Origin of the sequence: Bacillus sp. N5-665, assembly GCF_022637375.2 — a bacterium.
In the GTDB taxonomy this organism is placed as follows: domain Bacteria; phylum Bacillota; class Bacilli; order Bacillales; family Bacillaceae_G; genus Bacillus_A; species Bacillus_A wiedmannii.
Genome location: NZ_CP093325.1, coordinates 1,165,881 through 1,187,882 on the forward strand (window position 1 = coordinate 1,165,881; position 22,002 = coordinate 1,187,882).

Annotated in this window: 20 protein-coding genes and 2 riboswitches; of the genes, 15 read left to right on the plus strand and 5 right to left on the minus strand. The window is 36.3% G+C overall.

Annotation, left to right across the window (positions count from 1 at the left end):
- Positions 1–16 precede the first annotated feature (16 nt).
- From pstC to glcK, 9 genes are all read left to right on the plus strand, one after another.
- Positions 17–967 carry a phosphate ABC transporter permease subunit PstC gene (pstC, locus tag MNO09_RS08420; RefSeq protein WP_070169121.1) on the plus strand — a complete coding sequence of 317 codons (951 nt, stop codon included), beginning with the start codon at positions 17–19 and terminating at the stop codon, positions 965–967.
- A gap of 1 nt (position 968) precedes the next feature.
- Positions 969–1,835 (plus strand): phosphate ABC transporter permease PstA, encoded by an 867-nt coding sequence (gene pstA, locus MNO09_RS08425; protein WP_001242550.1) that lies wholly within the window; start codon positions 969–971, stop codon positions 1,833–1,835.
- A gap of 28 nt (positions 1,836–1,863) precedes the next feature.
- On the plus strand, positions 1,864–2,679 hold the full coding sequence (gene pstB / locus MNO09_RS08430; RefSeq protein WP_000226688.1) for a phosphate ABC transporter ATP-binding protein: 816 nt from the start codon (positions 1,864–1,866) through the stop codon (positions 2,677–2,679).
- Positions 2,680–2,844: 165 nt separating this feature from the next.
- Positions 2,845–3,501, plus strand: coding sequence for a phosphate signaling complex protein PhoU (gene phoU, locus MNO09_RS08435; protein ID WP_033657724.1), 657 nt, complete (start codon positions 2,845–2,847; stop codon positions 3,499–3,501).
- 384 nt (positions 3,502–3,885) lie between these two features.
- Positions 3,886–6,240: a sugar phosphate nucleotidyltransferase gene (locus MNO09_RS08440; protein WP_000679319.1), complete on the plus strand. Its 2,355-nt coding sequence runs from the start codon at positions 3,886–3,888 to the stop codon at positions 6,238–6,240.
- 68 nt (positions 6,241–6,308) lie between these two features.
- A complete protein-coding gene (gene rpmG / locus MNO09_RS08445) occupies positions 6,309–6,458 on the plus strand; it encodes a 50S ribosomal protein L33 (RefSeq protein ID WP_001265616.1) in 150 nt (49 codons plus the stop codon).
- Between the two features lie 104 nt (positions 6,459–6,562).
- On the plus strand, positions 6,563–7,141 hold the full coding sequence (locus tag MNO09_RS08450) for a 5-formyltetrahydrofolate cyclo-ligase (RefSeq protein WP_001206434.1): 579 nt from the start codon (positions 6,563–6,565) through the stop codon (positions 7,139–7,141).
- A 103-nt stretch (positions 7,142–7,244) separates the two neighbouring features.
- Positions 7,245–7,445, plus strand: coding sequence for a YqgQ family protein (locus tag MNO09_RS08455; protein WP_000253699.1), 201 nt, complete (start codon positions 7,245–7,247; stop codon positions 7,443–7,445).
- Between the two features lie 19 nt (positions 7,446–7,464).
- A complete protein-coding gene (glcK, locus tag MNO09_RS08460; protein WP_000391711.1) occupies positions 7,465–8,448 on the plus strand; it encodes a glucokinase in 984 nt (327 codons plus the stop codon).
- An 81-nt stretch (positions 8,449–8,529) separates the two neighbouring features.
- Here the strand turns inward: glcK and MNO09_RS08465 are convergent, their stop codons facing one another.
- Positions 8,530–8,703, minus strand: a complete 174-nt coding sequence (locus tag MNO09_RS08465; protein ID WP_000524847.1) for a DUF2759 domain-containing protein — start codon at positions 8,701–8,703, stop codon at positions 8,530–8,532.
- A gap of 170 nt (positions 8,704–8,873) precedes the next feature.
- On the opposite strand from MNO09_RS08465, the gene MNO09_RS08470 reads away from it, so the two are divergent.
- On the plus strand, positions 8,874–9,503 hold the full coding sequence (locus MNO09_RS08470) for an MBL fold metallo-hydrolase (RefSeq protein ID WP_000871246.1): 630 nt from the start codon (positions 8,874–8,876) through the stop codon (positions 9,501–9,503).
- A 9-nt stretch (positions 9,504–9,512) separates the two neighbouring features.
- Positions 9,513–10,625, plus strand: coding sequence for a class I SAM-dependent methyltransferase (locus tag MNO09_RS08475; protein WP_000425116.1), 1,113 nt, complete (start codon positions 9,513–9,515; stop codon positions 10,623–10,625).
- Positions 10,626–10,776: 151 nt separating this feature from the next.
- Here the strand turns inward: MNO09_RS08475 and MNO09_RS08480 are convergent, their stop codons facing one another.
- The 4 genes from MNO09_RS08480 to metI form a co-directional block, all read right to left on the minus strand.
- Positions 10,777–11,067, minus strand: coding sequence for an ArsR/SmtB family transcription factor (locus MNO09_RS08480; RefSeq protein ID WP_000894375.1), 291 nt, complete (start codon positions 11,065–11,067; stop codon positions 10,777–10,779).
- A gap of 433 nt (positions 11,068–11,500) precedes the next feature.
- Positions 11,501–12,013, minus strand: a complete 513-nt coding sequence (locus tag MNO09_RS08485; protein WP_000379163.1) for a cysteine hydrolase family protein — start codon at positions 12,011–12,013, stop codon at positions 11,501–11,503.
- Between the two features lie 161 nt (positions 12,014–12,174).
- Positions 12,175–13,338 carry a cystathionine beta-lyase gene (gene metC, locus MNO09_RS08490; RefSeq protein ID WP_000122282.1) on the minus strand — a complete coding sequence of 388 codons (1,164 nt, stop codon included), beginning with the start codon at positions 13,336–13,338 and terminating at the stop codon, positions 12,175–12,177.
- Positions 13,335–14,447, minus strand: coding sequence for a cystathionine gamma-synthase/O-acetylhomoserine thiolyase (metI, locus tag MNO09_RS08495; protein WP_000103902.1), 1,113 nt, complete (start codon positions 14,445–14,447; stop codon positions 13,335–13,337). Before metI ends, metC begins: the two co-directional genes overlap by 4 nt.
- Before the next feature lie 242 nt (positions 14,448–14,689).
- Positions 14,690–14,799: riboswitch (SAM riboswitch) on the minus strand.
- Between the two features lie 203 nt (positions 14,800–15,002).
- A riboswitch (SAM riboswitch) is annotated at positions 15,003–15,112 on the plus strand.
- Positions 15,113–15,182: 70 nt separating this feature from the next.
- Here metI and MNO09_RS08500 point away from each other — a divergent pair.
- The 4 genes from MNO09_RS08500 (at position 15,183) to MNO09_RS08515 (ending at position 21,998) form a co-directional block, all read left to right on the plus strand.
- Positions 15,183–17,015 carry a bifunctional homocysteine S-methyltransferase/methylenetetrahydrofolate reductase gene (locus MNO09_RS08500; protein WP_000770340.1) on the plus strand — a complete coding sequence of 611 codons (1,833 nt, stop codon included), beginning with the start codon at positions 15,183–15,185 and terminating at the stop codon, positions 17,013–17,015.
- Entirely contained in the window at positions 17,015–20,413 is a 3,399-nt protein-coding gene (gene metH, locus MNO09_RS08505) for a methionine synthase (protein ID WP_070169119.1), read from the plus strand. The genes MNO09_RS08500 and metH overlap by 1 nt, the downstream gene beginning before the upstream one ends.
- 18 nt (positions 20,414–20,431) lie before the next feature.
- Positions 20,432–21,490 carry an undecaprenyldiphospho-muramoylpentapeptide beta-N-acetylglucosaminyltransferase gene (murG, locus tag MNO09_RS08510; protein ID WP_000724751.1) on the plus strand — a complete coding sequence of 353 codons (1,059 nt, stop codon included), beginning with the start codon at positions 20,432–20,434 and terminating at the stop codon, positions 21,488–21,490.
- 247 nt (positions 21,491–21,737) lie between these two features.
- Positions 21,738–21,998: a DUF3966 domain-containing protein gene (locus tag MNO09_RS08515; protein WP_000817963.1), complete on the plus strand. Its 261-nt coding sequence runs from the start codon at positions 21,738–21,740 to the stop codon at positions 21,996–21,998.
- Positions 21,999–22,002 lie beyond the last annotated feature (4 nt).

The window sequence follows — 22,002 nt, forward strand, 5'->3', positions numbered from 1 at the left end:
AAAGGGGTTTTCATCTTTGGCTCATAATGACAAAAGTCAAATTACATTTTCTGTACAACATTTGATTGAAAGAAATACAAAACAAAGAAAAAAAACGCAGCGAATCAATCGAATCGTTCCATTATTACTAAAAATAATTGCTAGCGTGTCTATTGTAACGACACTTGGAATTATTTTTACATTGGTAAATGAAACAATGATGTTTTTTCAAACAATACCATTACACTCCTTTTTGACGGGAAAAGAATGGTTACCTTTTTTTGAAGATCCTAAATTCGGTATATTACCACTTATATGTGGAACGTTCCTTGTAACAGCAATTGCCATGTTCGTAGCAATTCCTATCGGTTTAGCGTGTGCCGTATTTTTAAGCGAATATGCTTCAAGCAGTGCAAGGAAAGTATTAAAACCGATGTTAGAATTATTAGCAGGTATCCCGACAATTGTATATGGTTTTTTTGCATTAACAGTTGTCACACCACTTTTACAACGGATTATACCAGATTTACAGTTTTTTAATGCGATTAGTCCAGGTATTGTTATTGGCTTTATGATGATACCTACAATTGCATCTCTATCTGAAGACGCGATGAGAGCTGTAGCGAAAGGAACGAAAGAAGCTTCGTTAGCACTTGGAGCAACTCGGTTTGAGATGGTAAAACAAGTCGTGTTTCCTTCGGCTTTTACAGGGATTATGGCAGCGATCATATTAGCTGCTTCCAGAGCAATTGGTGAAACGATGATAGTTGTAATTGCAGCGGGATCTACACCGAATGTATCGCTCGATCCGACACACTCTATTCAAACGCTAACAGCCTATATTGTGCAAGTGAGCTTAGGTGATGCTCCGCATGGAACAATTACGTATTACAGCATGTACGCTGTAGGCGCAACGTTATTCTTGTTTACTCTTATAATGAACATCATTTCATACTCTATTATGCGCCGCTTTAGGAGGGTGACATAATATGCGAATGTTGAATCATAAAAAAATACAAGAAAATATGGCATCACGTTTTTTAAAAGACCGAGTTTACAAGTTGTTATTTTATATAGCAATTTTGTTTTCAATAGTAATACTGCTTATTTTACTTTTTCAAATTTTTGAAAAAGGTATAAGTTACCTTTCGTTAGATTTCTTTACAAACTTCGCTTCGCGTAATCCGAAAGAAGCTGGGATTGCTGCAGCTTTGTCAGGAACAATATTATTTATGAGTATTGTTATACCAGTCTCCTTTATATTTGGAGTTGGAACTGCTCTTTATTTGGAGCAATATGCGAAGGAATCTATATTTAAAAAGGTAATAGAAATTAATAATCAAACGTTAGCAGGAGTACCTTCCGTTGTATTTGGATTACTCGGCTTAACTATTTTTGTATATGCTCTTCATTTAGGGGAGAGTATTATTGCGGCGGCACTGACGATGAGTTTACTCGTTTTACCGACAGTTGTTGTAGCGAGTCAAGAAGCGATACGATCTGTACCAAGTTCATTATTAGAAGCTTCTTACGGATTAGGTGCTACGAAGTGGCAAACGATGTATCAAATTGTATTGCCATCTGCTTTCCCGGGAATTATAACGGGTTGTACGTTAGCGATATCAAGGGCAATTGGAGAAGCGGCACCGCTATTAGTTATCGGGGCACTTGCATTTGCAAATTATGTTCCATTTAGTATGTTTGATAGATTTACAGTTTTACCAATTCAAATTTTTAATTGGATGAGTAGACCGCAAGAAGAATTTCAGTATGTAGCAGCTGCTGGGATGATTGTTTTGTTAGGTTTATTACTCTTTATCAATATGTTTGTCTTATGGTTACGAAATCGAAAATAAGTTGGAAATGGATGAAAGGGGAATTCAAATGGTAGCAACAGTAGTAAATGTACAGGTGAAAAACGAGGAGAAAATCGAGACTGCACCAAAGAAAGTAGTATTTGATACGAAAAACTTAAATTTATGGTACGGAGAAGACCATGCTTTAAAAGATATTAACTTAAGCATTCATGAGAATGAAGTTACAGCAATTATTGGGCCAAGTGGTTGTGGTAAATCAACGTACTTAAAAACATTAAATCGTATGGTAGAGTTAGTACCAATCGTGCGAACTACAGGTGTAATTGAATATAGAGAGCGCAATATATTTGAAAAATCATACCCAGTTGAAGAATTAAGAACTCATGTGGGAATGGTGTTCCAAAAGCCAAATCCATTTCCGAAATCTATTTATGAAAATGTAGCATATGGCCCGAAAATTCATGGTATTGGTGATAAGAAAACATTGGATGAAATTGTTGAAAAAAGTTTACGTGGAGCAGCGATTTGGGATGAGTTAAAAGATCGTTTGCATGATAATGCATACGGTTTATCTGGTGGACAGCAACAGCGTCTATGTATCGCACGTTGTTTAGCAATTGAACCAGACGTTATTTTAATGGATGAGCCAACGTCGGCACTAGATCCAATTTCAACATTAAAAGTAGAAGAATTAATTCAAGAGTTAAAGAAAGACTTTAGTATTGTGATCGTAACGCATAACATGCAACAAGCAGCACGTATTTCAGACAAAACTGCTTTCTTCTTAAGTGGAGAAGTTGTGGAATATACAGATACAAATAAATTATTTACGACACCTTCAGATAAGCGTACAGAAGATTATATTACAGGCCGATTCGGTTGATATCGTTGCAAGGATAAGAGTAAATACCCTCTTAACAGAGGGTATTTCTTATTTTTACCTCATTTAATTAGAGAAGTAATACTTCTCCTATCTTAAGGCTTATTACAAGTAGGCTAGGTAGGAGATCTATATATAATGGCACATAATATTGAGGGGGAAGAAACAATGGTAAGAGAACAGTTTCAATGTGATTTAAAAATGTTACAGCAAAAGGTGATTGAGCTTGGAGAGCTAGCGAGGGAAGCTTTATTGCTTGCTATGGAAGGTCTTCATAAAAGGGATGTAGAGAAAGCGTTAGAGGTAATAGATGGTGATTATCGTATGGATAATTTAGAAGAGGAAATAAATGATCTTGCGCTTATGCTTATTACGAAGCAGCAACCTGTAGCAAGTGATTTAAGAAGGATTTTCATTTCAATTAAAACAGCGACAGATTTAGAGCGTATTGCAGATCATGCTGTTAATATTGCGAAATCAACAATTCGTCTTGGGGAAAAAGAAGTGGTTGTTAGTTTGCACAATCTTGATGAAATGTTTGCAATTGCAAATAAGATGCTACAGTTAGCGCTAGAAGCATATGAGCAAGAAAATTTAACTTTTGCGAAACAAATTGCCGAAATGGATGATTCAGTTGATGAAATATATGGGAAAGCGATTCGTGAATTTATATCTTCAGTTCCAGAACAACCAGAAGCAATTACACAAATTACACAATTATCCTTTGTGGCGAGATATATCGAGCGTGTAGCGGATCATATTACAAATATTGCTGAAAATGTTTTTTATTTAGTAAAAGGAAAGCATTACTTATTAAATGAATAAAGAAAAAAGGCAGGTGAAACATCACCTGCTTTTTTTAGTCAAAACATGACAAAAAAAGCTCGTTGTTTCCTTTAGTTTATGATGATAAGATGTATCATAATATAATGGAAAAAATAGGACATATATGTTGTTCACTTCTTAAGGAATATTTTACTAAGTTAATGGTAAGCGCTTTCTTTCGCGGCGTTTAAAAGGTACATGTATATAGGGAGTTTTACTGCCTGTAAAAGCCCGAGTCAAGTAATCAAGGCTAATAATCAGTGGGGGATGCACAAAATCCCTACTAATTAAAGTTTCATTTTATACTGCTAGTTAATGCGGGGTAGATAATATACATATCGTATATGAAGTTACTGAACATTATATAAGTGGAGGCTGAAGTATATGAAGGGGGTTATTTTAGCTGGAGGAAAAGGACGACGCCTTAGACCATTAACATGTAATACTCCAAAGCCGATGTTGCCATTATTAGAAAAGCCAGTTTTGGAATACAATATTGAATTATTACGTCAGCATGGTATTCGTGAAATTGCAATTACTGTTCAGTATATGAGTACAGCCATTAAGCAATATTTTGGTGACGGTAGCAAATGGGGCGTTAACTTGTACTATTTTGAAGACTCTCCACCGCTTGGAACCGCAGGGAGTATTAAACAAGCGGAAACATTTTTAGATGAAACGTTTGTTGTCATAAGCGGGGATGCGTTAACTGATTTTCAATTATCAGAAGGAATTATGTTTCATGAACAAAAGAAAAGAATGGTAACTATGTTTGTAAAGGAAGTAGAAAACCCACTCTCATTCGGTTTAGTTGTAATGAACAAAGAACAAGAGGTTACACGATATATAGAAAAACCGAGTTGGAATGAAGTAGTCTCTAATATTGTGAATACAGGTATATATATTATGGAGCCAGAAATTTTTTCTTACATACCGCCCCGAGAGTTTTTTGATTTCAGTCAAGATGTGTTTCCGTTATTGGCAAATAAGAACGCATTATTTGCATATTTGTCAGAAGGTTATTGGTTAGATATCGGTACATTTGATCAATATCGACAAGCACAATTTGATTTGTTAACGAAAAAATTGCAAGTACCAATTCCTTATACGGAAGTATTGCCGATGGTATGGATGGGAGAAGGTGTGACGATAGGAAAAGGAACGAAAATTCACGGTCCTTCTTTTATTGGAGAAGGAGCAAAGATTGGTGCTGGAGCTGTAATTGAACCGTACTCTATTATCGGGAAAAATAGTATTGTTTCAAGTTATTCTCATCTTCAAAAAAGTATTGTTTTTGCAAATGCGCACATTGGGCAGTATTGCGAGCTATTAGAAACGACAATAGGAGAGCATACAATGGTGGAAGATGACGTTACACTGTTTCAAAAAAGCATTGTAGCGGATCATTGTCATATAGGTAAAAGTACGGTAATTAAGCAAAAGGGAAAACTATGGCCATATAAGGCGATTGACAGCTATTCGGTAGTAGGGTCGGCTGGTGTTCAAGAAAGTGAAAAGAGTGCAGGGTGGTTGCAAAAAAGCCGCATTGTAGGAAGAGGTAATGTTGAGATCACTCCTCAATTTATTGTAAAGGTTGCAATGGCGTACGGGTCCCTTTTTGCGAAAGGGGAAAGTATATTAATTGGGAGTCAAGAACATATAGAAACGACTTCTTATAAAAATCTCTTTCTTCATGCGATTCATGGTATCGGGGTTCATACGATGGAATGCAAAGAAATGAACGAGTCGCTTTTTCAGTATAGCATTCAGGATTTACAATGTGCTGGTGGGGTTTTCATTCAAGTGGAAAATGAAAAAGAGGTTGTTATAAAGTTATATGGTAAGGATGGGGTACAATTAACGTATAAGCAGCAAAAAGCGATAGAACAAGTATATATGTCTGAGTCGTTTTATTACGTATGTGAGAAAGAAATGGGGCGAAATAAGCTAGTCCACGTTTCTTTACATGATTATATAGAGGCTGTATTAGAGCGCGTTGATATTGAGAAAATACAAAAACAAAAGTTTCATCTGCTTATTAATAAGAGCAATGATATGTTACAACATTTACTGATGCTCTTTTTACAAAGGCTCGGATGCACAGTTACATGGATTTATGCGGGCGAACAAAAGGATCATGTGAAAGCTTTGATGAAATCAAGTAAAGCAAATATGGCACTTATGTTTTCAGAGCAAGGAAATTATTTCGAGTTATATGATAATCATAGTAATATTTACCAAGGAACAGATTTTGAAGAGGTAGATATTCCAGATTTATTACTTGAATCGGCAGGAAATATTTACCCGATGTCTTTGAAATTAGGAGAATGTTACCTTCTATTTTATACGCAGGATGAAAAAAAGTCGTTTCAAGCGAGATGGAAGCGAGATATTTTATATCGAATTGGAAAATTATTCGAGTTAATAGCATTGCAGGGGAAAACATTTCTCAGCATAGTAGAGCAATCACCGCCGCTCTACCTACTTTGTGATGAAGTTGTATGTTCATGGAATGAAAAAGGGAAAGTAATGAGGAAATTATTAGCTGATATGGAAAGAAAAGAAGAAGGTATATTTGAAGGTGTACAGTTCAAATATACAGAAAAAGAGTGGTCTTATATCGTTTCTGACACAAAACAACCGAAATTTTTAGTGTATTCGCATGCTAGAAACCCAGTAATAGCAAGGGAAAACATGAAAAATCTTATAGAAAAAATTAGACAATATCAAAAGGTGTAGAATTTTTATTTTAAAAGTGGTATTATAGTATAGTCTGATTTAAGTTATTAGTACTGGAGGGAATAAGAATGCGTGTGAATATTACTCTAGCATGTACAGAATGCGGAGATCGTAACTATATCTCAAAGAAAAACAAACGTAACAACGCTGAGCGTATCGAGCTTAAAAAGTATTGCAAGCGTGACAAGAAGTCTACGTTACACCGTGAAACAAAGTAAGCAGTAGGAATATTTTCCTACTGTTTCTTTTTTTATTCGATTCCTCTGTTAAAAGTGATACACTATCATCGTAGAGCAAAGTATCACTGTGAGGGGGAAAGTGTGTGAGAGAAGAGAAAGTACGTTTACGTAAACAAATAATAGAGCACATGAATTCTTTATCAGAAGAACGATATACAACTTTATCAGAGAAAATTGCATTTTCGTTGTATGCGCAAAAAGAGTGGGCTGAAGCTAAAACAGTTGGAATCACTCTCTCAATGGAAAATGAAGTGAATACATATCCTATTATCGAAAAAGCTTGGGAAGAAGGAAAGAAAGTTGTTGTTCCGAAGTGTAATAAAGGAACACGAACGATGTCTTTCCGGCAAATTAGTAATTTGGATCAATTAGAAATAGTGTATATGAATTTACGTGAACCAATTCCGGCGCTTACGGAAGAAGTGAATGCAGATGAAATTGATCTTCAAATCGTGCCAGGCGTAGCTTATACAGAGCGAGGAGAACGGATTGGATATGGCGGTGGCTATTATGATCGTTATCTCGTGCATTATAAAGGGAAAACGCTATCATTAGCTTATAGTTTTCAAATGGTAGAACATATTCCAGTAGAGCCATTTGATAAAAATGTAGAAAAAATTATTACAGAAAAAGGAACAATGGTTAAAAATGGGCTTGTATAGACAAATAAAAATTGACGAGACTTTTTCTTCTTGATTATAATAAAATATGTGAACGTTTTCTTATTATAATTTTTTATAGTAAGTGAGCATAGAGGGTGATGAAATGGTATCTATTTATGATATTCAACAATTGCTAAAGAAATTTGGTACGATTATTTATACAGGTGATCGAATTGCAGATTTACAATTAATGCAAGATGAATTGCGTGAATTAAATCAATCACAGTTAATCGATCCACAAGACTATCAAACAGCTTTATTTTTATTGAAGCAAGAAATTCAAAAAGAGCTAAATAAGAATTAGATAAAGGTAGGTAAGCAACATGGAAGAGAAATGGTTAGTTGGGGTTGACCTTGGTGGTACAACGATTAAATTAGCATTTATTAATGTGTACGGTGAAATTTTACATAAGTGGGAAATCCCTACGAATACAAATGAGCAAGGAAAACATATTACGCTTGATGTAGCGAAAGCTATTGATAAAAAGTTAGAAGAGTTAGGTGAATTGAAAAGCAAGTTAATCGGTATTGGTATGGGAGCTCCTGGTCCTGTACACGTGGCGTCTGGAATGATTTATGAAGCGGTTAATTTAGGATGGAAAAACTATCCGTTAAAAGATTTATTAGAAGTAGAAACAGGATTACCTGTTGTTATTGATAATGATGCAAACTTAGCAGCGCTTGGTGAAATGTGGAAAGGTGCTGGTGAAGGAGCAAAAGATTTAATCTGTATGACACTTGGCACTGGTGTTGGTGGTGGTGTAATCGCCAATGGTGAGATTGTACACGGCGTAAGCGGAGCTGCTGGTGAGATTGGACATATTACAGTAGTTACAGAGAATGCTTTCCCATGTAATTGCGGGAAGTCTGGTTGTTTAGAAACTGTAGCATCTGCAACGGGTATTGTGCGTGTTGCTATGCAAAAAATACAAGAGACTAATAAAGAGAGTGTTCTACGTTCTATGTTAGCAGAAGAAGGGCGTATTACATCAAAAGATGTGTTTGAAGCACTTGGACAAGGTGACGAGCTAGCAGGCGAAGTAGTAGAAAAAGTAGCTTCTTATTTAGGATTAGCTGTAGCGAACCTTGCTAGTACGTTGAACCCAGAGAAAATTGTTATTGGCGGGGGCGTGTCTAAAGCTGGAGATGCACTATTAGAGCCAATTCAACGTTATTTCGAGCAATATGCTTTCTCACGTGCTGTAAAGAGCACAAAGTTAGCGATTGCAATACTTGGTAATGATGCAGGTGTTATCGGAGGAGCTTGGCTTGTAAAAAAGCACAAATACGAAGCGAAGATGGTATAAGTTGTGAAATATGAAAAGAGGAAGGGGAAACCCTTCCTCTTTTTTGTGTGAAATCTTGATGAAGAATAACATGTAAATGAATTAAGCTGCTGGTGGGTACCCGTTATATAGAACAGTCATAATCGTAAACCATCCGAAAACGAGTACAGTTGCAATTGCAAAGCCGCCCGCGAATAAGTTTTTTTCGCGAAGAGTTCTAAGCGTAGCGAATACAGCTAACAGAGTGACTAGCGCAAAAATAATAACAAGGCCCATACAATATCCTCCTCTGTCTACCCATTCCTCAATATGAGTTTTTAGAATATTAACTCTTTTATATTGTACATGTTTTAAAAATGATTGTCGAGATAGCATCCTTTCTTTTCCTAAGAGAAAAAAATGTTGTATCATTGAAAGTAAGTTTAATAATTGGAGGAGATTTTCATATGAAATGGATACAAATGCCGTTAGGCCCATTACAAACGAATGCTTATATTTTAACGAATGATCAAAATGAGTGTATTATCTTTGATCCTGGTCACGAAGGCGAGAAGCTCGTTACATATTTACAAGAAGAACAATTAAAGCCACTTGCTGTTTTATTAACACATGCTCACTTTGATCATATTGGTGCTGTTGACGCGGTAAGAGACGCTTTTCATATTCCTGTGTACGTACATAAAGAAGAAGCAGATTGGTTAGGCGATGCAACTGTAAATGGCTCTCAAATTTTTATGATGAATCGCAGTATTACAGCAAAACAAGCAGATCATATTATTGATGCAGAAGGTGCATTAGCAATTGGTTCATTTAATTTTGAGATTTTTGAGACGCCAGGACATTCTCCAGGCAGTATTTCTTATTATTGTAAAGAGGCGAATGCTGTATTTTCTGGTGATGTATTGTTCCAAATGAGCATCGGAAGAACAGATTTACCCGGTGGAAGTTTTGCTGAATTGATTGGAAGTATTGAAGAAAAATTATTTGTATTACCAGATGATACAGCGGTGCTATGTGGACATGGTCCAGAAACAAGCATTGGTTTTGAAAAAGAAAATAATCCATTTTTACAGTAAGGAGCTAGTATGGAGATGGAGCTCATTTTAAAAGAATGGATGGAGAAAGAGAAGGATTATTCAATTTCATATAGTACGTATATGAACCTCGTATTGTACACAGAGGGACATGGCTATTATATGAAGGAACGTGAAAAAATTGGAAGACAAGGGGATTTTTTTACAAGTAGCAACGTATCCTCTGTTTTTGCAAAAACATTTGCTAAGTTTTTTATTCGTCTTGTTGAAAATGGTGAAGTTGCTCCGAATATTTGTGAGATTGGTGGGGGAACAGGAAGGTTTGCCTATGATGTTTTACAAGAGTGGAAGCAAGTATCTCCAGAAACCTTTATTGATTTAAACTATTCAATGATTGAAATGAGCCCTTTTCATAAAAACTTACAGCAGAAAAATCTTTGTTCGTTTTCTAATGTGTCGTATTATACGTCGCATAGTGAAATGGGAGAATCGTTCGAAGGGATTCTTTTTTCGAATGAGTTATTTGATGCATTTCCTGTTGAAGTAATTGAGAAGAGAAATGGAATATTGTATGAAGTACGTGTTACGTACACAGAGGAGGGGAAACTCGCAGAAGTATGTAGACCGCTACAGAAAAATATTGGTCGATACTTATTGAAATATAATATTCATCTTGCTGAAGGTCAGCGTTTTGAAGTGCCACTTGCGATGGAAGAATATATAGTAGAAATTGCGAAATGGTTTCAACGAGGTGTATGTATTACCGTTGATTATGGATACACAAAAGAAGAATGGATGCATCCTGCACATCAAGAAGGAAGTTTAAGAGGATATTACGAGCATAAGTTAATCGGTAATCCTTTAGAGCATCCAGGTGAAATGGATCTTACTACTCATATTCATTGGGACGAACTGAAAGAGATGTTTAGCCTGCAAGGCATGAATATAGTATGGCATAAGAAGCAATCGGAGTTTTTGTTAGCAGCAGGAATATTAGATCAGCTTACGGGTCACCAAGATCGAAATCCTTTTTCTGAAACTCAAAAACAAAATCGTGCAGTTCGTTCTATGATTTTGAGCGGAGGATTAGGGAGTGCATTTGATGTTGTGATACATACGAAACATATGCAACAGTTACACTTGGATCAGCATTTGAAAATATAAAAAAACAAGACACAGCATATTTCTGTGTCTTGTTTTTTAATACGACTTTTTAATTATGTAGCATCATATATTTTCTCTCATGATATATATTTATATTAAAGATATGAGATAAAAAATATAAAATACGCCCTTTTTCTCTGTTTATGAGCTCTTAACCTAATAATACGCGAACGAGTTGAATAATTGTCTCGTTTTCCACTTTGTAATAAATTTCCAATCCTTTTCTTTCACTTGAAACGATTTTAGCACTTTTTAATTTTGCTAAATGCTGTGAAATTGTAGATTGTGGCATGTTTAAGCCAGTGTACATTGTAGAAACGTTGCTTGGACCACGTTCAATTAATCCTTTTACAATACATAAGCGAACAGGATGAGCAAGTACTTTCAATAATTCTGCATTGCTTTCATATAGTTCTATTTCTTTTTGAAAGGTTTCTAACATGTTCTTTTCCACCTCCGTGTGAGCTGTTATACCATACTATACATACCAAAAAATTAAAGAAAAGAAAACAGTTGTTGCAGAAAAAAATTCCTAAAGTAAAGAAATTGTAAGAAAAGAGACCCTGATGTAAATAAAGTAGATAAATTTGCATGGTTTTGTAAAATGACACTTTTGGGTGAAAATTTCGATGCGTTTTAAAAATTGAAAGATATAGATATATTTGTAACACAATTTTATCATGATTTTCTTATTCTTTCAAATGAATATACAAAATTTTTAAAATAATAAGAAAAAGGAATTATAATGCTATATATAGAATATAAAACAGGTTAAAAGAAAAGAAGCTGAATGTAGTTAGCTTCTTTATGGTGATAACAAAATATTTGAGTATAGCTGATAAATTTTAGAATTACCAAGAAAGTAGTTATGTATTCTAGAGTTCATCTTTTATCAGCTTTAAAAATCTGCGGTTCCATATGTTCTCATAAAAATCAATTGTCTCTTTTGCGGACATAAACGGATTATTTAACGTAGAGGTTGCTTTCTGTACCATGAAGTTTTCGTATTCTAGTCCATGGGAAAATTTAATCGTAGCATCCATACAGTACTCTGTTTGGGCACCACAAAATTCAATACGGTGTACAGATAATTGTTCTAAAATCTCTTTCAAGTTTGTTTTATAAAATGAATTGGCATGTGTTTTTCTTACAAAAAAATCTTGTTCCTGAACATCTAGATCAGCATGAATAGCCCAAAGTTCTTTTTCGGGTACTAAATCATCATCACAATGTTGAATAAAAATGATTGGTTTATTTGATTTTCTGTATGAAGAAATTCTTTTATTTACTTTTGTAAGTAAATTTTGTAAATCGAATAAATGCTCTTCGCTATAACATACTCCATTTTGTAAATCGATAACGATTAAAACATCTGCACAAGTATCCATTATTTTTGCCCCTTTTTTACTTCTTAATATATCAATTAATTCATTATTTAGAAATAGATGGTGCTCTTTCGTTTTTTTATGAACTATACGAAAAGTAAAAAATATACGTAACGGCATAAAAAAGAAGATATGAAAACTTAATTTCATATCTTCTGTTCGTTCTATGCATTTACAGGTTCTTCTACATAAGAAAGGGCATTTTCAAAATCGGATATTAAATCGTCAACATTTTCAAGGCCGACGGATAACCGAAGTAATGAATTAGAAATCCCTCTTTCATCACGAGCTTCTTGCGACAGTGCTGCATGTGACATTTTAGCTGGGTAGGAAAGAATCGATTCGACAGCTCCTAAACTAACTGCAAAGACAGGTAATTTTACTTTTGATAAAAATTGGCGGAGTGCGTCTTCTGATTGTAAAGTGAAAGATAGGACAGCTCCAGCTGATGTAGCTTGAGATTGTTGAATATCAAATCCAAGATGTGTTTGTAAGCCAGGATAATAGACATTTTTAACTTTAGCGTGCTCTTGTAAATAATGTGCAATTTTATTGGCGTTTGCAGCTGAATGCTCAAGACGTACATGCAATGTTTTTAGACCGCGAAGTACGAGAGAACAATCTTGAGGACCTAAAATAGCGCCAAATGCATTTTGTAAAAATCCAAGTTTTTGAGCGAGTTCGGCATCTTTTACAACGGCTAATCCGGCAGTAACATCACTATGACCGGCAATGAATTTTGTGGCACTATGAAGAACGACATCGGCGCCAAGATCAAGTGGTTTCTGGAATAGTGGTGTCAAAAATGTATTATCAACAAAAGTAAGGGCGTCAATAGATTTTGCAAGTTTAGAAACAGCACGAATATCTGTCACTTTTAAAAGTGGATTAGAGGGTGTTTCCACATAAAAGAGTTTTGTATTTGGCTTAATTTTTTGCTTTATTTCTTCTAAATTGGTCATATCAACAAATGTATGTGACACACCGTAACGGGAGAGCACTTCAGTTATAATTCGATAAGTGCCTCCGTATACGTCCTCTGAAATGAGTACGTGATCGCCTTGTGAAAGAAGGAGGAATGCAGTAGAAATCGCTGCAATTCCTGATGCGAAGGCAAACCCCTTTGTTCCTCCTTCTAATAAAGCAATGATATCTTCAAGAGCTTCACGAGTTGGATTACCAGAGCGACTATAGTCATATTTTCCGAACGTATCTACATCAAACTGGTGGAATGTTGATGTATTATAGATGGGAACGTTAACAGCTCCTGTTTGCGAGTCATGTTTATATTGGTTGTGCAGTAAGAGTGTATCTATAGAATAACTCATATTCTTATACCTTCTTTTACAAGTTTAATGGCTTGCTTTAAGTCTTGAATTAAATCGTTACTATTTTCAATGCCAACGGAAAATCGCAGAAGACGATTACATACACCGTTTGCTGTTCTGATTTCTTCAGGAATATCAGCATGTGTTTGCGTTGCTGGATACGTCATTAAACTTTCAACACCACCAAGACTTTCAGCAAATGTAATTAAGGATAAAGATTGTAAGAATGGATTAATCCATGTTTCATCTTTCAGACGAAATGAGATCATGCCGCCTCTTCCAGGATAAAATACATCTGTCACCCCGTCTTCATCATTTAAATAAGCAACAACTGCTTTTGCATTTTCTTCATGTTGTCTCATGCGAAGCGCTAACGTTTTCATACCACGAATTAATAGCCATGAGTCAAATGGACTTAAGACCGCACCAGAGGCATTATGATAATGAGCGATTTCCTCACAAAGTTCCTTTCCTCTTGCAACGACAAGTCCGCTTAGGACATCGTTATGTCCCCCTAAATATTTCGTTGCGCTATGAAGTACAATGTCGGCACCTTCTGTTAATGGCTGCTGTATATAAGGCGTATAGAATGTGTTGTCTACAATAAGAAGTAGTCCGTGTCTTTTGGCTACGGTTGCGACAGCGGCAATATCGGTAACTTGCATTAACGGATTAGTTGGAGTTTCTATGAAAATAGCCTTCGTTTCAGTTGTGATAGCTTGCTCAATTTGTTTAATAGATTGTGTATTTACGTATCTACATCGAACGTTCCACTTTTTTTCATGCTCAGAAAATAATCGATAAGTGCCCCCGTATAAATCTTCGGATACAATAAGTTCGTCTCCAGAACGGAATAGGGAGAGGACGAGGAGAACAGCTGCCATCCCTGAACTACAGGCATAACCTTGTTCACCATATTCTAAGTCTGCGATTGCCTGCTCTAAAAGACCACGAGTTGGATTGCCAGTTCGTGAATAGTCAAAGCCAGTAGAGTTACCAATTCCTTCGTGACGATAAGCAGTTGAAAAATAAACAGGTGGGTTAACAGTTCCTGTTGTAGTTTCGCTCCGGTTTCCGATTTGTGCTAGTTTTGTTTCAATAGTTGACATGTGAAAATTCCTCCTTTTTAAATTAACAATTAAGTGAATGTAAAGTGAAACTTTAATCAGTGAGGGGGGCATTCCCCACTGATTATCAGTCCTCACCAATCGGGCTTTTACGGGCAGTCGATTCCCACCTAACTTCTTTGTTCTAGCTGAATTTTGAGTTGGGAATCTTACTGCCCGTTAATGCGGGGTAAAATAAAAAAAGCCTTCTAAAGAAGAAGGCTTTCGGTTTGAATAGAGTCTTCTTCTCATCTGTCAAATCTTTCACAATTTGCTGGAATTAGCACCTTATTAACAAATGTTAATGGTTGCTGAGGCGTCATAGGGCCAGTCCCTCTACCTCTCTAGATAAGAATGTTCGTATGAAATTTTATTATGTTTTTAACTTTACAACAAAAGATAATTGAATTGCAACTTTATTTTAAATAATTTTTATTTTTCCGCAAGTGTCATTGACTTTTGCATTTGTGCATGCTAAATTTATTAAAAAATTAACAAACATTGTTAAAAGGGGAACGTATTTCCTTTTAGCTACATAAATAAAATAATAAAGACAAACTCTTATTGAGAGCGGTGGAGGGAAAGGCCCTGTGAAACCCGGCAACCTTCAAACAAAATGTTTGAAACGGTGCTAATACCTGCAAAACGAATGTTTTGCATGATAAGAGGAGGATTGATTATGTCCCCCTCTTCAAAGTGAAGAGGGGGTTTTTATATTGATGGAAATGAGGGAGATTTGTGAAATTACTAGATTTATTATCAAAAGGAATTGTAATAGGTGATGGCGCGGTTGGAACGTTATTACATTCACATGGCTTGCAAAGTAGTTTTGAAGAATTAAATATATCTGATCCGGATTTAATTATATCGATTCATAAGCAATATGTAGCTGCTGGGGCTGATGTAATTCAAACAAATACGTACGGAGCAAATGAAGCGAAATTACGTATGTATGGTTTAGAAAATCAAGTTACTGAAATTAATAGAGCGGCAGTAAAATTGGCGAAAGCATCTGTGACAGAGAGAAATGCAATTTTAGGAACAATTGGTGGCATGAAACATATCGGAGCTGTTACAACAACTGATATGGAGCGAGAATTTATGCTACTTGAGCAGGCAAGTGCATTACTAGAAGAACAGGTTGATGGACTGCTATTAGAGACTTTCTATGATGAGTTTGAATTACTTCATGCTGTTCAGGTGTTACGAAAACAAACGAATATTCCAATTGTAGCTCAATTAGCATTGCATGAGGCAGGTACAACTCAAAATGGAAATGATGTAAATGAAATATTAAAACAGCTTTTAGATTACGGTGCAAATGTTGTTGGATTGAACTGTCAACTAGGGCCACTTCACATGACGGAAGCTTTTAAAATGATATCGATTCCGCAAAATGGGTACTTGTCAGCATATCCGAATGCAGGTCTCCCAAATTATGTGGAGGGACGTTACGTATATGAGGGAAGTCCAGCTTATTTCGAAGCGATGACACCGAAATTTATTGAGCAAGGTATTCGGTTATTAGGTGGTTGTTGTGGCACGACTCCAGAACATATTGAAAGTATGAAACGTGCAATTGCAAATGTTACACCTGTAATAGAAAAGGATACGATTCAAAGACCGAAAGTAGTTCATACACACGAGAAACGTTCAAAAGCTCATGTCACATTAGCAGAGAAAGCAAAAAAACAAACGACAGTAGTAGTGGAATTAGATCCACCGAAAACATTAGATACGCAGCGATTTTTTGAAGGAGCAAGAGCATTGAAAAGAGCTGGTGCAGATGCTATTACTCTAGCAGATAATTCATTAGCATCGCCTCGCATCTCGAATATGGCAATGGGGGCATTATTAACGAAGCACGATATTCCGGTATTGACGCATTTAACGTGTAGAGATCATAACGTCATTGGACTACAGTCTCATTTATTAGGCTTATCGGCGTTAGGTATGGAAGAAGTGTTAGCTTTAACTGGTGATCCAGCACGCGTTGGTGATTTTCCAGGTGCCACTTCTGTATATGATTTGTCCTCTATTGAGCTCATTAAAATGATTAAAGAAATGAACGACGGACGCTCGATTTTAGGGAAATCAATAGGTCCAGCAACAAGGTTTTCAGTGGGAGGTGCGTTTAATCCGCATGTAAGACATTTAAAAGCAGCGGTTAAGCGGATGGAACGGAAAATAGATGCTGGAGCGGAATATTTCTTAACTCAGCCAATTTATGATATCGCGTTAATTGAAGAAGTGTATGAAGCGACAAAGCATTTGGAACAACCTATTTTTATTGGGATTATGCCATTAATAAGTAAAAGGAATGCAGATTTCCTTCATTTTGAGGTGCCGGGTATTACTCTACCTGAAGAAATAAGGGAGAGAATGGATGGACATGAAACGAAAGAGGCAGCAATTGAGGAAGGGATTCGCATTTCACAAGAATTGATCGATGTGGCGATGAAATATTTTAACGGCATTTATCTTATTACACCATTTCTAAAATATGAAATTACAGAACATCTTGTTAAATATGTGAGAGAAAAGCAAGAAGTGAAAGAAGGTATTAACTGATGAAATGTATAGAAGAAAAATTACAAAATAATATCTTAATATTAGATGGTGCAATGGGAACAATGATCCAGCAAGAGGACTTAACTGCGGAAGATTTCGGAGGAGAAGAGTACGAAGGGTGTAATGAATATTTAGTAGAAACAAGACCTGATGTCATTTTAAAGATTCATAAAGCTTATATTGAAGCTGGAGCGGATATTATTGAAACAAATACATTTGGGGCGACAAACATTGTATTAAGTGATTATGCGTTGTCTCATTTAGACGAGGAACTAAATGAGAAGGCAGCACGTTTAGCAAAGCAAGCGGTCAACGAAAGCGGAAAAGAAGTATATGTTGCGGGAGCAATGGGGCCGACAACGAAAGCGATTAGTGTTACTGGTGGTGTAACGTTTGAAGAATTAATTGAAGCCTATACAAGGCAGGCAAGAGGCTTATTAAATGGCGACGTAGATGTATTACTCGTTGAGACGAGTCAAGATATGCGTAACGTGAAGGCTGCTTATATTGGAATTCAAGCAGCTTTTGATGAGCTAAATAAAATTGTACCTATTATGATTTCAGGAACGATTGAACCGATGGGAACGACTCTGGCCGGGCAAACAATTGAGGCTTTTTACTTATCAGTAGAACATATGAAGCCACTATCTGTTGGATTAAACTGTGCGACTGGTCCGGAGTTTATGAGAGACCATATTCGTTCACTATCTGATTTGTCGGAGTGTTACATTTCTTGTTATCCAAATGCAGGTCTTCCTGATGAAGATGGACATTATCATGAATCACCATCTTCACTCGCTGAAAAAGTGAAGCGATTTGCTGAAGAAGGATGGGTTAATATTATCGGTGGTTGTTGTGGCACAACACCAGAACATATAAAAGCAATGAAATCTGCATTAGTTTCTCTTAAGCCGCGTGAACACCACGAAAGAGATGGACACGGGGTTAGTGGATTAGAGGCACTTCAATATGATGACTCTATGAGACCATTATTTGTTGGTGAAAGAACAAATGTTATTGGGTCACGTAAATTTAAACGATTAGTAGCAGAAGGGAAATTTGAAGAGGCTGCTGAAGTCGCAAGAGCGCAAGTGAAGAAAAATGCTCATATTATTGATATTTGTATGGCAGATCCTGATCGCGATGAAATAGAAGATATGGAAAACTTCTTGGCAGAAGTTACGAAAGTGTTAAAAGTACCAATTATGATTGATTCAACAGATGAAAATGTGATAGAGCGAGCTCTTACTTATATTCAAGGAAAAGCTGTTATTAATTCAATTAATTTAGAAGATGGAGAAGAACGATTTAAAAAAGTGACGCCGCTTCTTCGGAAATATGGTGCTGCTATTGTTGTAGGAACAATTGATGAAGATGGTATGGCGGTTAGTGCAGAACGAAAACTCGAAATCGCGAAAAGAAGTTATGAGTTATTGACAACGAAATATGGTATACGCCCGTCAGATATTATTTTTGATGCACTTGTATTTCCTGTAGGTACAGGTGATGAAGAATATATTGGTTCAGCGGCAGCGACGATAGAAGGAATTCGCCTTATTAAAGAAGCCTTGCCAGAGTGTTTAACGATTTTAGGTGTAAGTAACATATCATTTGGTTTACCACCAGCTGGCCGCGAAGTATTAAATTCCGTCTTTTTATATCATGCAACTAAAGCAGGATTAGATTACGCGATTGTGAATACGGAAAAATTAGAACGGTATGCGTCAATTCCAGAGGAAGAAAAACGTCTTGCAGATGCATTACTTTTTGAAACGACGCAAGAGACGTTAGAAGAATTTACAAATTTCTATCGTGCGGCAAAAAAGAAAGATGTCGTTATCCAAGAAACATTAACTCTTGATGAAAGGCTGGCAAATTACATTGTAGAAGGTACGAAACAAGGGCTACAAGAAGATTTAAGTCTCGCACTTACAGAAGGAAGAAAACCTTTGGATATTATTAATGGCCCACTTATGACAGGAATGGATGAGGTGGGACGATTATTTAATAATAATGAGCTTATCGTTGCCGAAGTATTGCAAAGTGCTGAAAGTATGAAAGCTGCCGTAAGCTATTTAGAGCCACATATGGAATCTAGCGAGAGTGCGAAAAAAGGGAAAGTATTATTAGCAACTGTTAAAGGTGACGTACATGATATTGGGAAAAACCTCGTTGAAATTATTTTATCGAATAACGGATATGAGATTATTAATTTAGGAATCAATGTTCGCTCAGATCGAATTGTACAAGAAGTACAAGAAAAGAAGCCTGACATTATTGGCCTTTCTGGTTTATTAGTAAAATCAGCGCAACAAATGGTAACGACTGCTGAAGATTTAAAAGCGGCAAATATTGATATTCCAATCGTTGTAGGCGGGGCAGCGTTAACGAGAAAGTTTACAGATAACCGTATATCCCCATCATATACAGGGCTCGTATGCTATGCGAGTGATGCGATGACGGGGCTTGATATTATTAATAAGCTTCAAAAAGAAGAAGAGCGTGAGAAGATGAAACAAGATAAAAAAGAGCGTCATCTTCATATCGTAAAAAAAGAGGAGAAGAAAGTAGAAATTCCAGCAGTAATTGAACCATTACCCAAGGCTGAGGTTATGATACCTGATTCAACAAAGCGAATTGTATTACGAGATATTCCAGTTGCACATCTCGCTCCATTTTTAAATAGACAAATGCTACTTGGACATCACCTTGGATTAAAAGGAAATGTGAAGAAGCTTTTGCGAGAGGGAGATAAGAGAGCACACGAATTAAATGATTTAATAGATGAATTATTGCAGGAAGGACGATCTTGGTTAAAACCGAAAGCGGTGTATCAATTTTTCCCAGCGCAAAGTGACGGACAAAACATTGTAATATATGATCCAAAAGATCATACGCGTGTTATAGAGCGTTTCACATTCCCAAGACAAGGAAAAGCACCATATCGTACTTTAGGTGATTATTTACGACCAGTTGGAGATGAGATGGACTATGTTGCTTTCCTATCTGTTACAGTTGGGGAAGGCGTTCGGGACATTGCTGAAGAGTGGAAGGCGAAGGGTGATTATTTACGCAGCCATGCGATCCAATCGTTAGCGCTTGAACTAGCAGAAGGACTTGCTGAAAAAACACATATGCTTATCCGTGACCGCTGGGGCATTCCGGACTCACCTGAACTGACGATGGAAGAACGCTTCCGTACGAAATATAGAGGGATACGCGTGTCTTTCGGTTATCCAGCATGTCCAGAACTTGCGGATCAAGAAAAGTTATTTCGCCTTATTCATCCAGAAGAAATAGGTATTTCATTAACGGAAGGATTTATGATGGAGCCAGAAGCGTCTGTAACGGCTATGGTATTTTCTCACCCTGAGGCAAGATATTTTAGTGTATTATAGTGTAGAAGGGGGAGACGTATGAAGAAAATAGTCTTTACAGGTGGCGGTTCGGCAGGGCATGTAACACCTAATTTAGCCATCATTCCACATTTACAAGAACAGAATTGGGATATTTCTTATATTGGTTCTCATCAAGGAATTGAGAAAACGATTATAGAAAAGGAAGGCATTCCGTATTATAGTATTGCAAGCGGCAAGCTACGTCGTTATTTTGATTTAAAAAATATAAAAGATCCTTTTCTTGTAATGAAGGGTGTTATGGATGCGTATGTAAGGATTCGAAAACTAAAACCGGATGTGATTTTTTCAAAAGGTGGTTTCGTATCTGTACCAGTCGTAATTGGAGGCTGGCTAAATAGAGTCCCTGTTTTATTACATGAATCTGATATGACGCCAGGACTAGCAAACAAAATTGCGCTCCGTTTTGCTTCGAAAATATTTGTTACATTTGAAGAAGCTGCGAAACATTTACCGAAAGAAAAAGTAATCTATACAGGATCTCCTGTACGTGAAGAAGTGCTAAAGGGAAATCGTGAAAAAGGTTTAGTGTTTTTAGGTTTTTCACGTAAAAAGCCAGTTATTACAATTATGGGAGGAAGTTTGGGCGCAAAGAAAATTAATGAAACGGTTCGAGAAGCGTTACCAGAACTTCTGAAAAAATATCAAATTGTTCATCTTTGTGGAAAAGGTAATCTTGATGAAAGCTTACAAAATAAAGAAGGATATAAACAATTTGAATATATACATGGGGAACTGCCAGACATATTAGCGATAACAGATTTTGTTATTTCACGTGCAGGCTCTAATGCCATTTTTGAGTTTTTAACATTGCAAAAGCCGATGGTTTTAATTCCGCTATCAAAATTTGCAAGTCGTGGAGATCAAATACTAAATGCAGAGTCTTTTGAAAGACAAGGATATGCTTCCGTATTGTATGAAGAAGATGTGACTGTGAAATCACTTATAAAGCATGTCGAAGAATTAAATCAAAATAATGAGATGTATAAAACAGCACTAAAAAAATATAATGGAAAAGAAGCAATTCAAACAATCATTCAACATATTTCAGAGGCATGATGAAACAATCATGTCTTTTTTAGTAGGATGAAAGATTCCAAGGATTGATATTTTTATGTTACAATAAAGTGAAACTTTAATCAGTGGGGGAGGGGTTAATCCCCACTGATTATTAGTTGAACCAATCGGGCTTTTACGGGCAGTTAATCCCACACCTAACTTCTTTATTTTTGCTGAATTTTGAGGTGGGGGTTTTACTGCCCGTTAATGCGGGGTAACAAATGGATTAGTAGGGAAATTCCGATTAATGAAGCGTGAAAATACGAATGGATTAGGAGTGACTGTGTTGGAGCTAAGTCTCTATGAAAATACTGCACTTATTATATGCTTTGTGTTGTACGTTGGTAGTGTTATTGTTTATATTTCAAGGAAATTTTCGCAAGAAAGAGAGCTTGAAAAATCAGAAATAACAGCTGAACTAGAAATGTTAGCTGATGAAAGTTATAAAAAGAAGAAAATAAAAGAAGAGCATGAAGAATCCCATCATTTAAACGCAAATAAGTTTTAAAGAT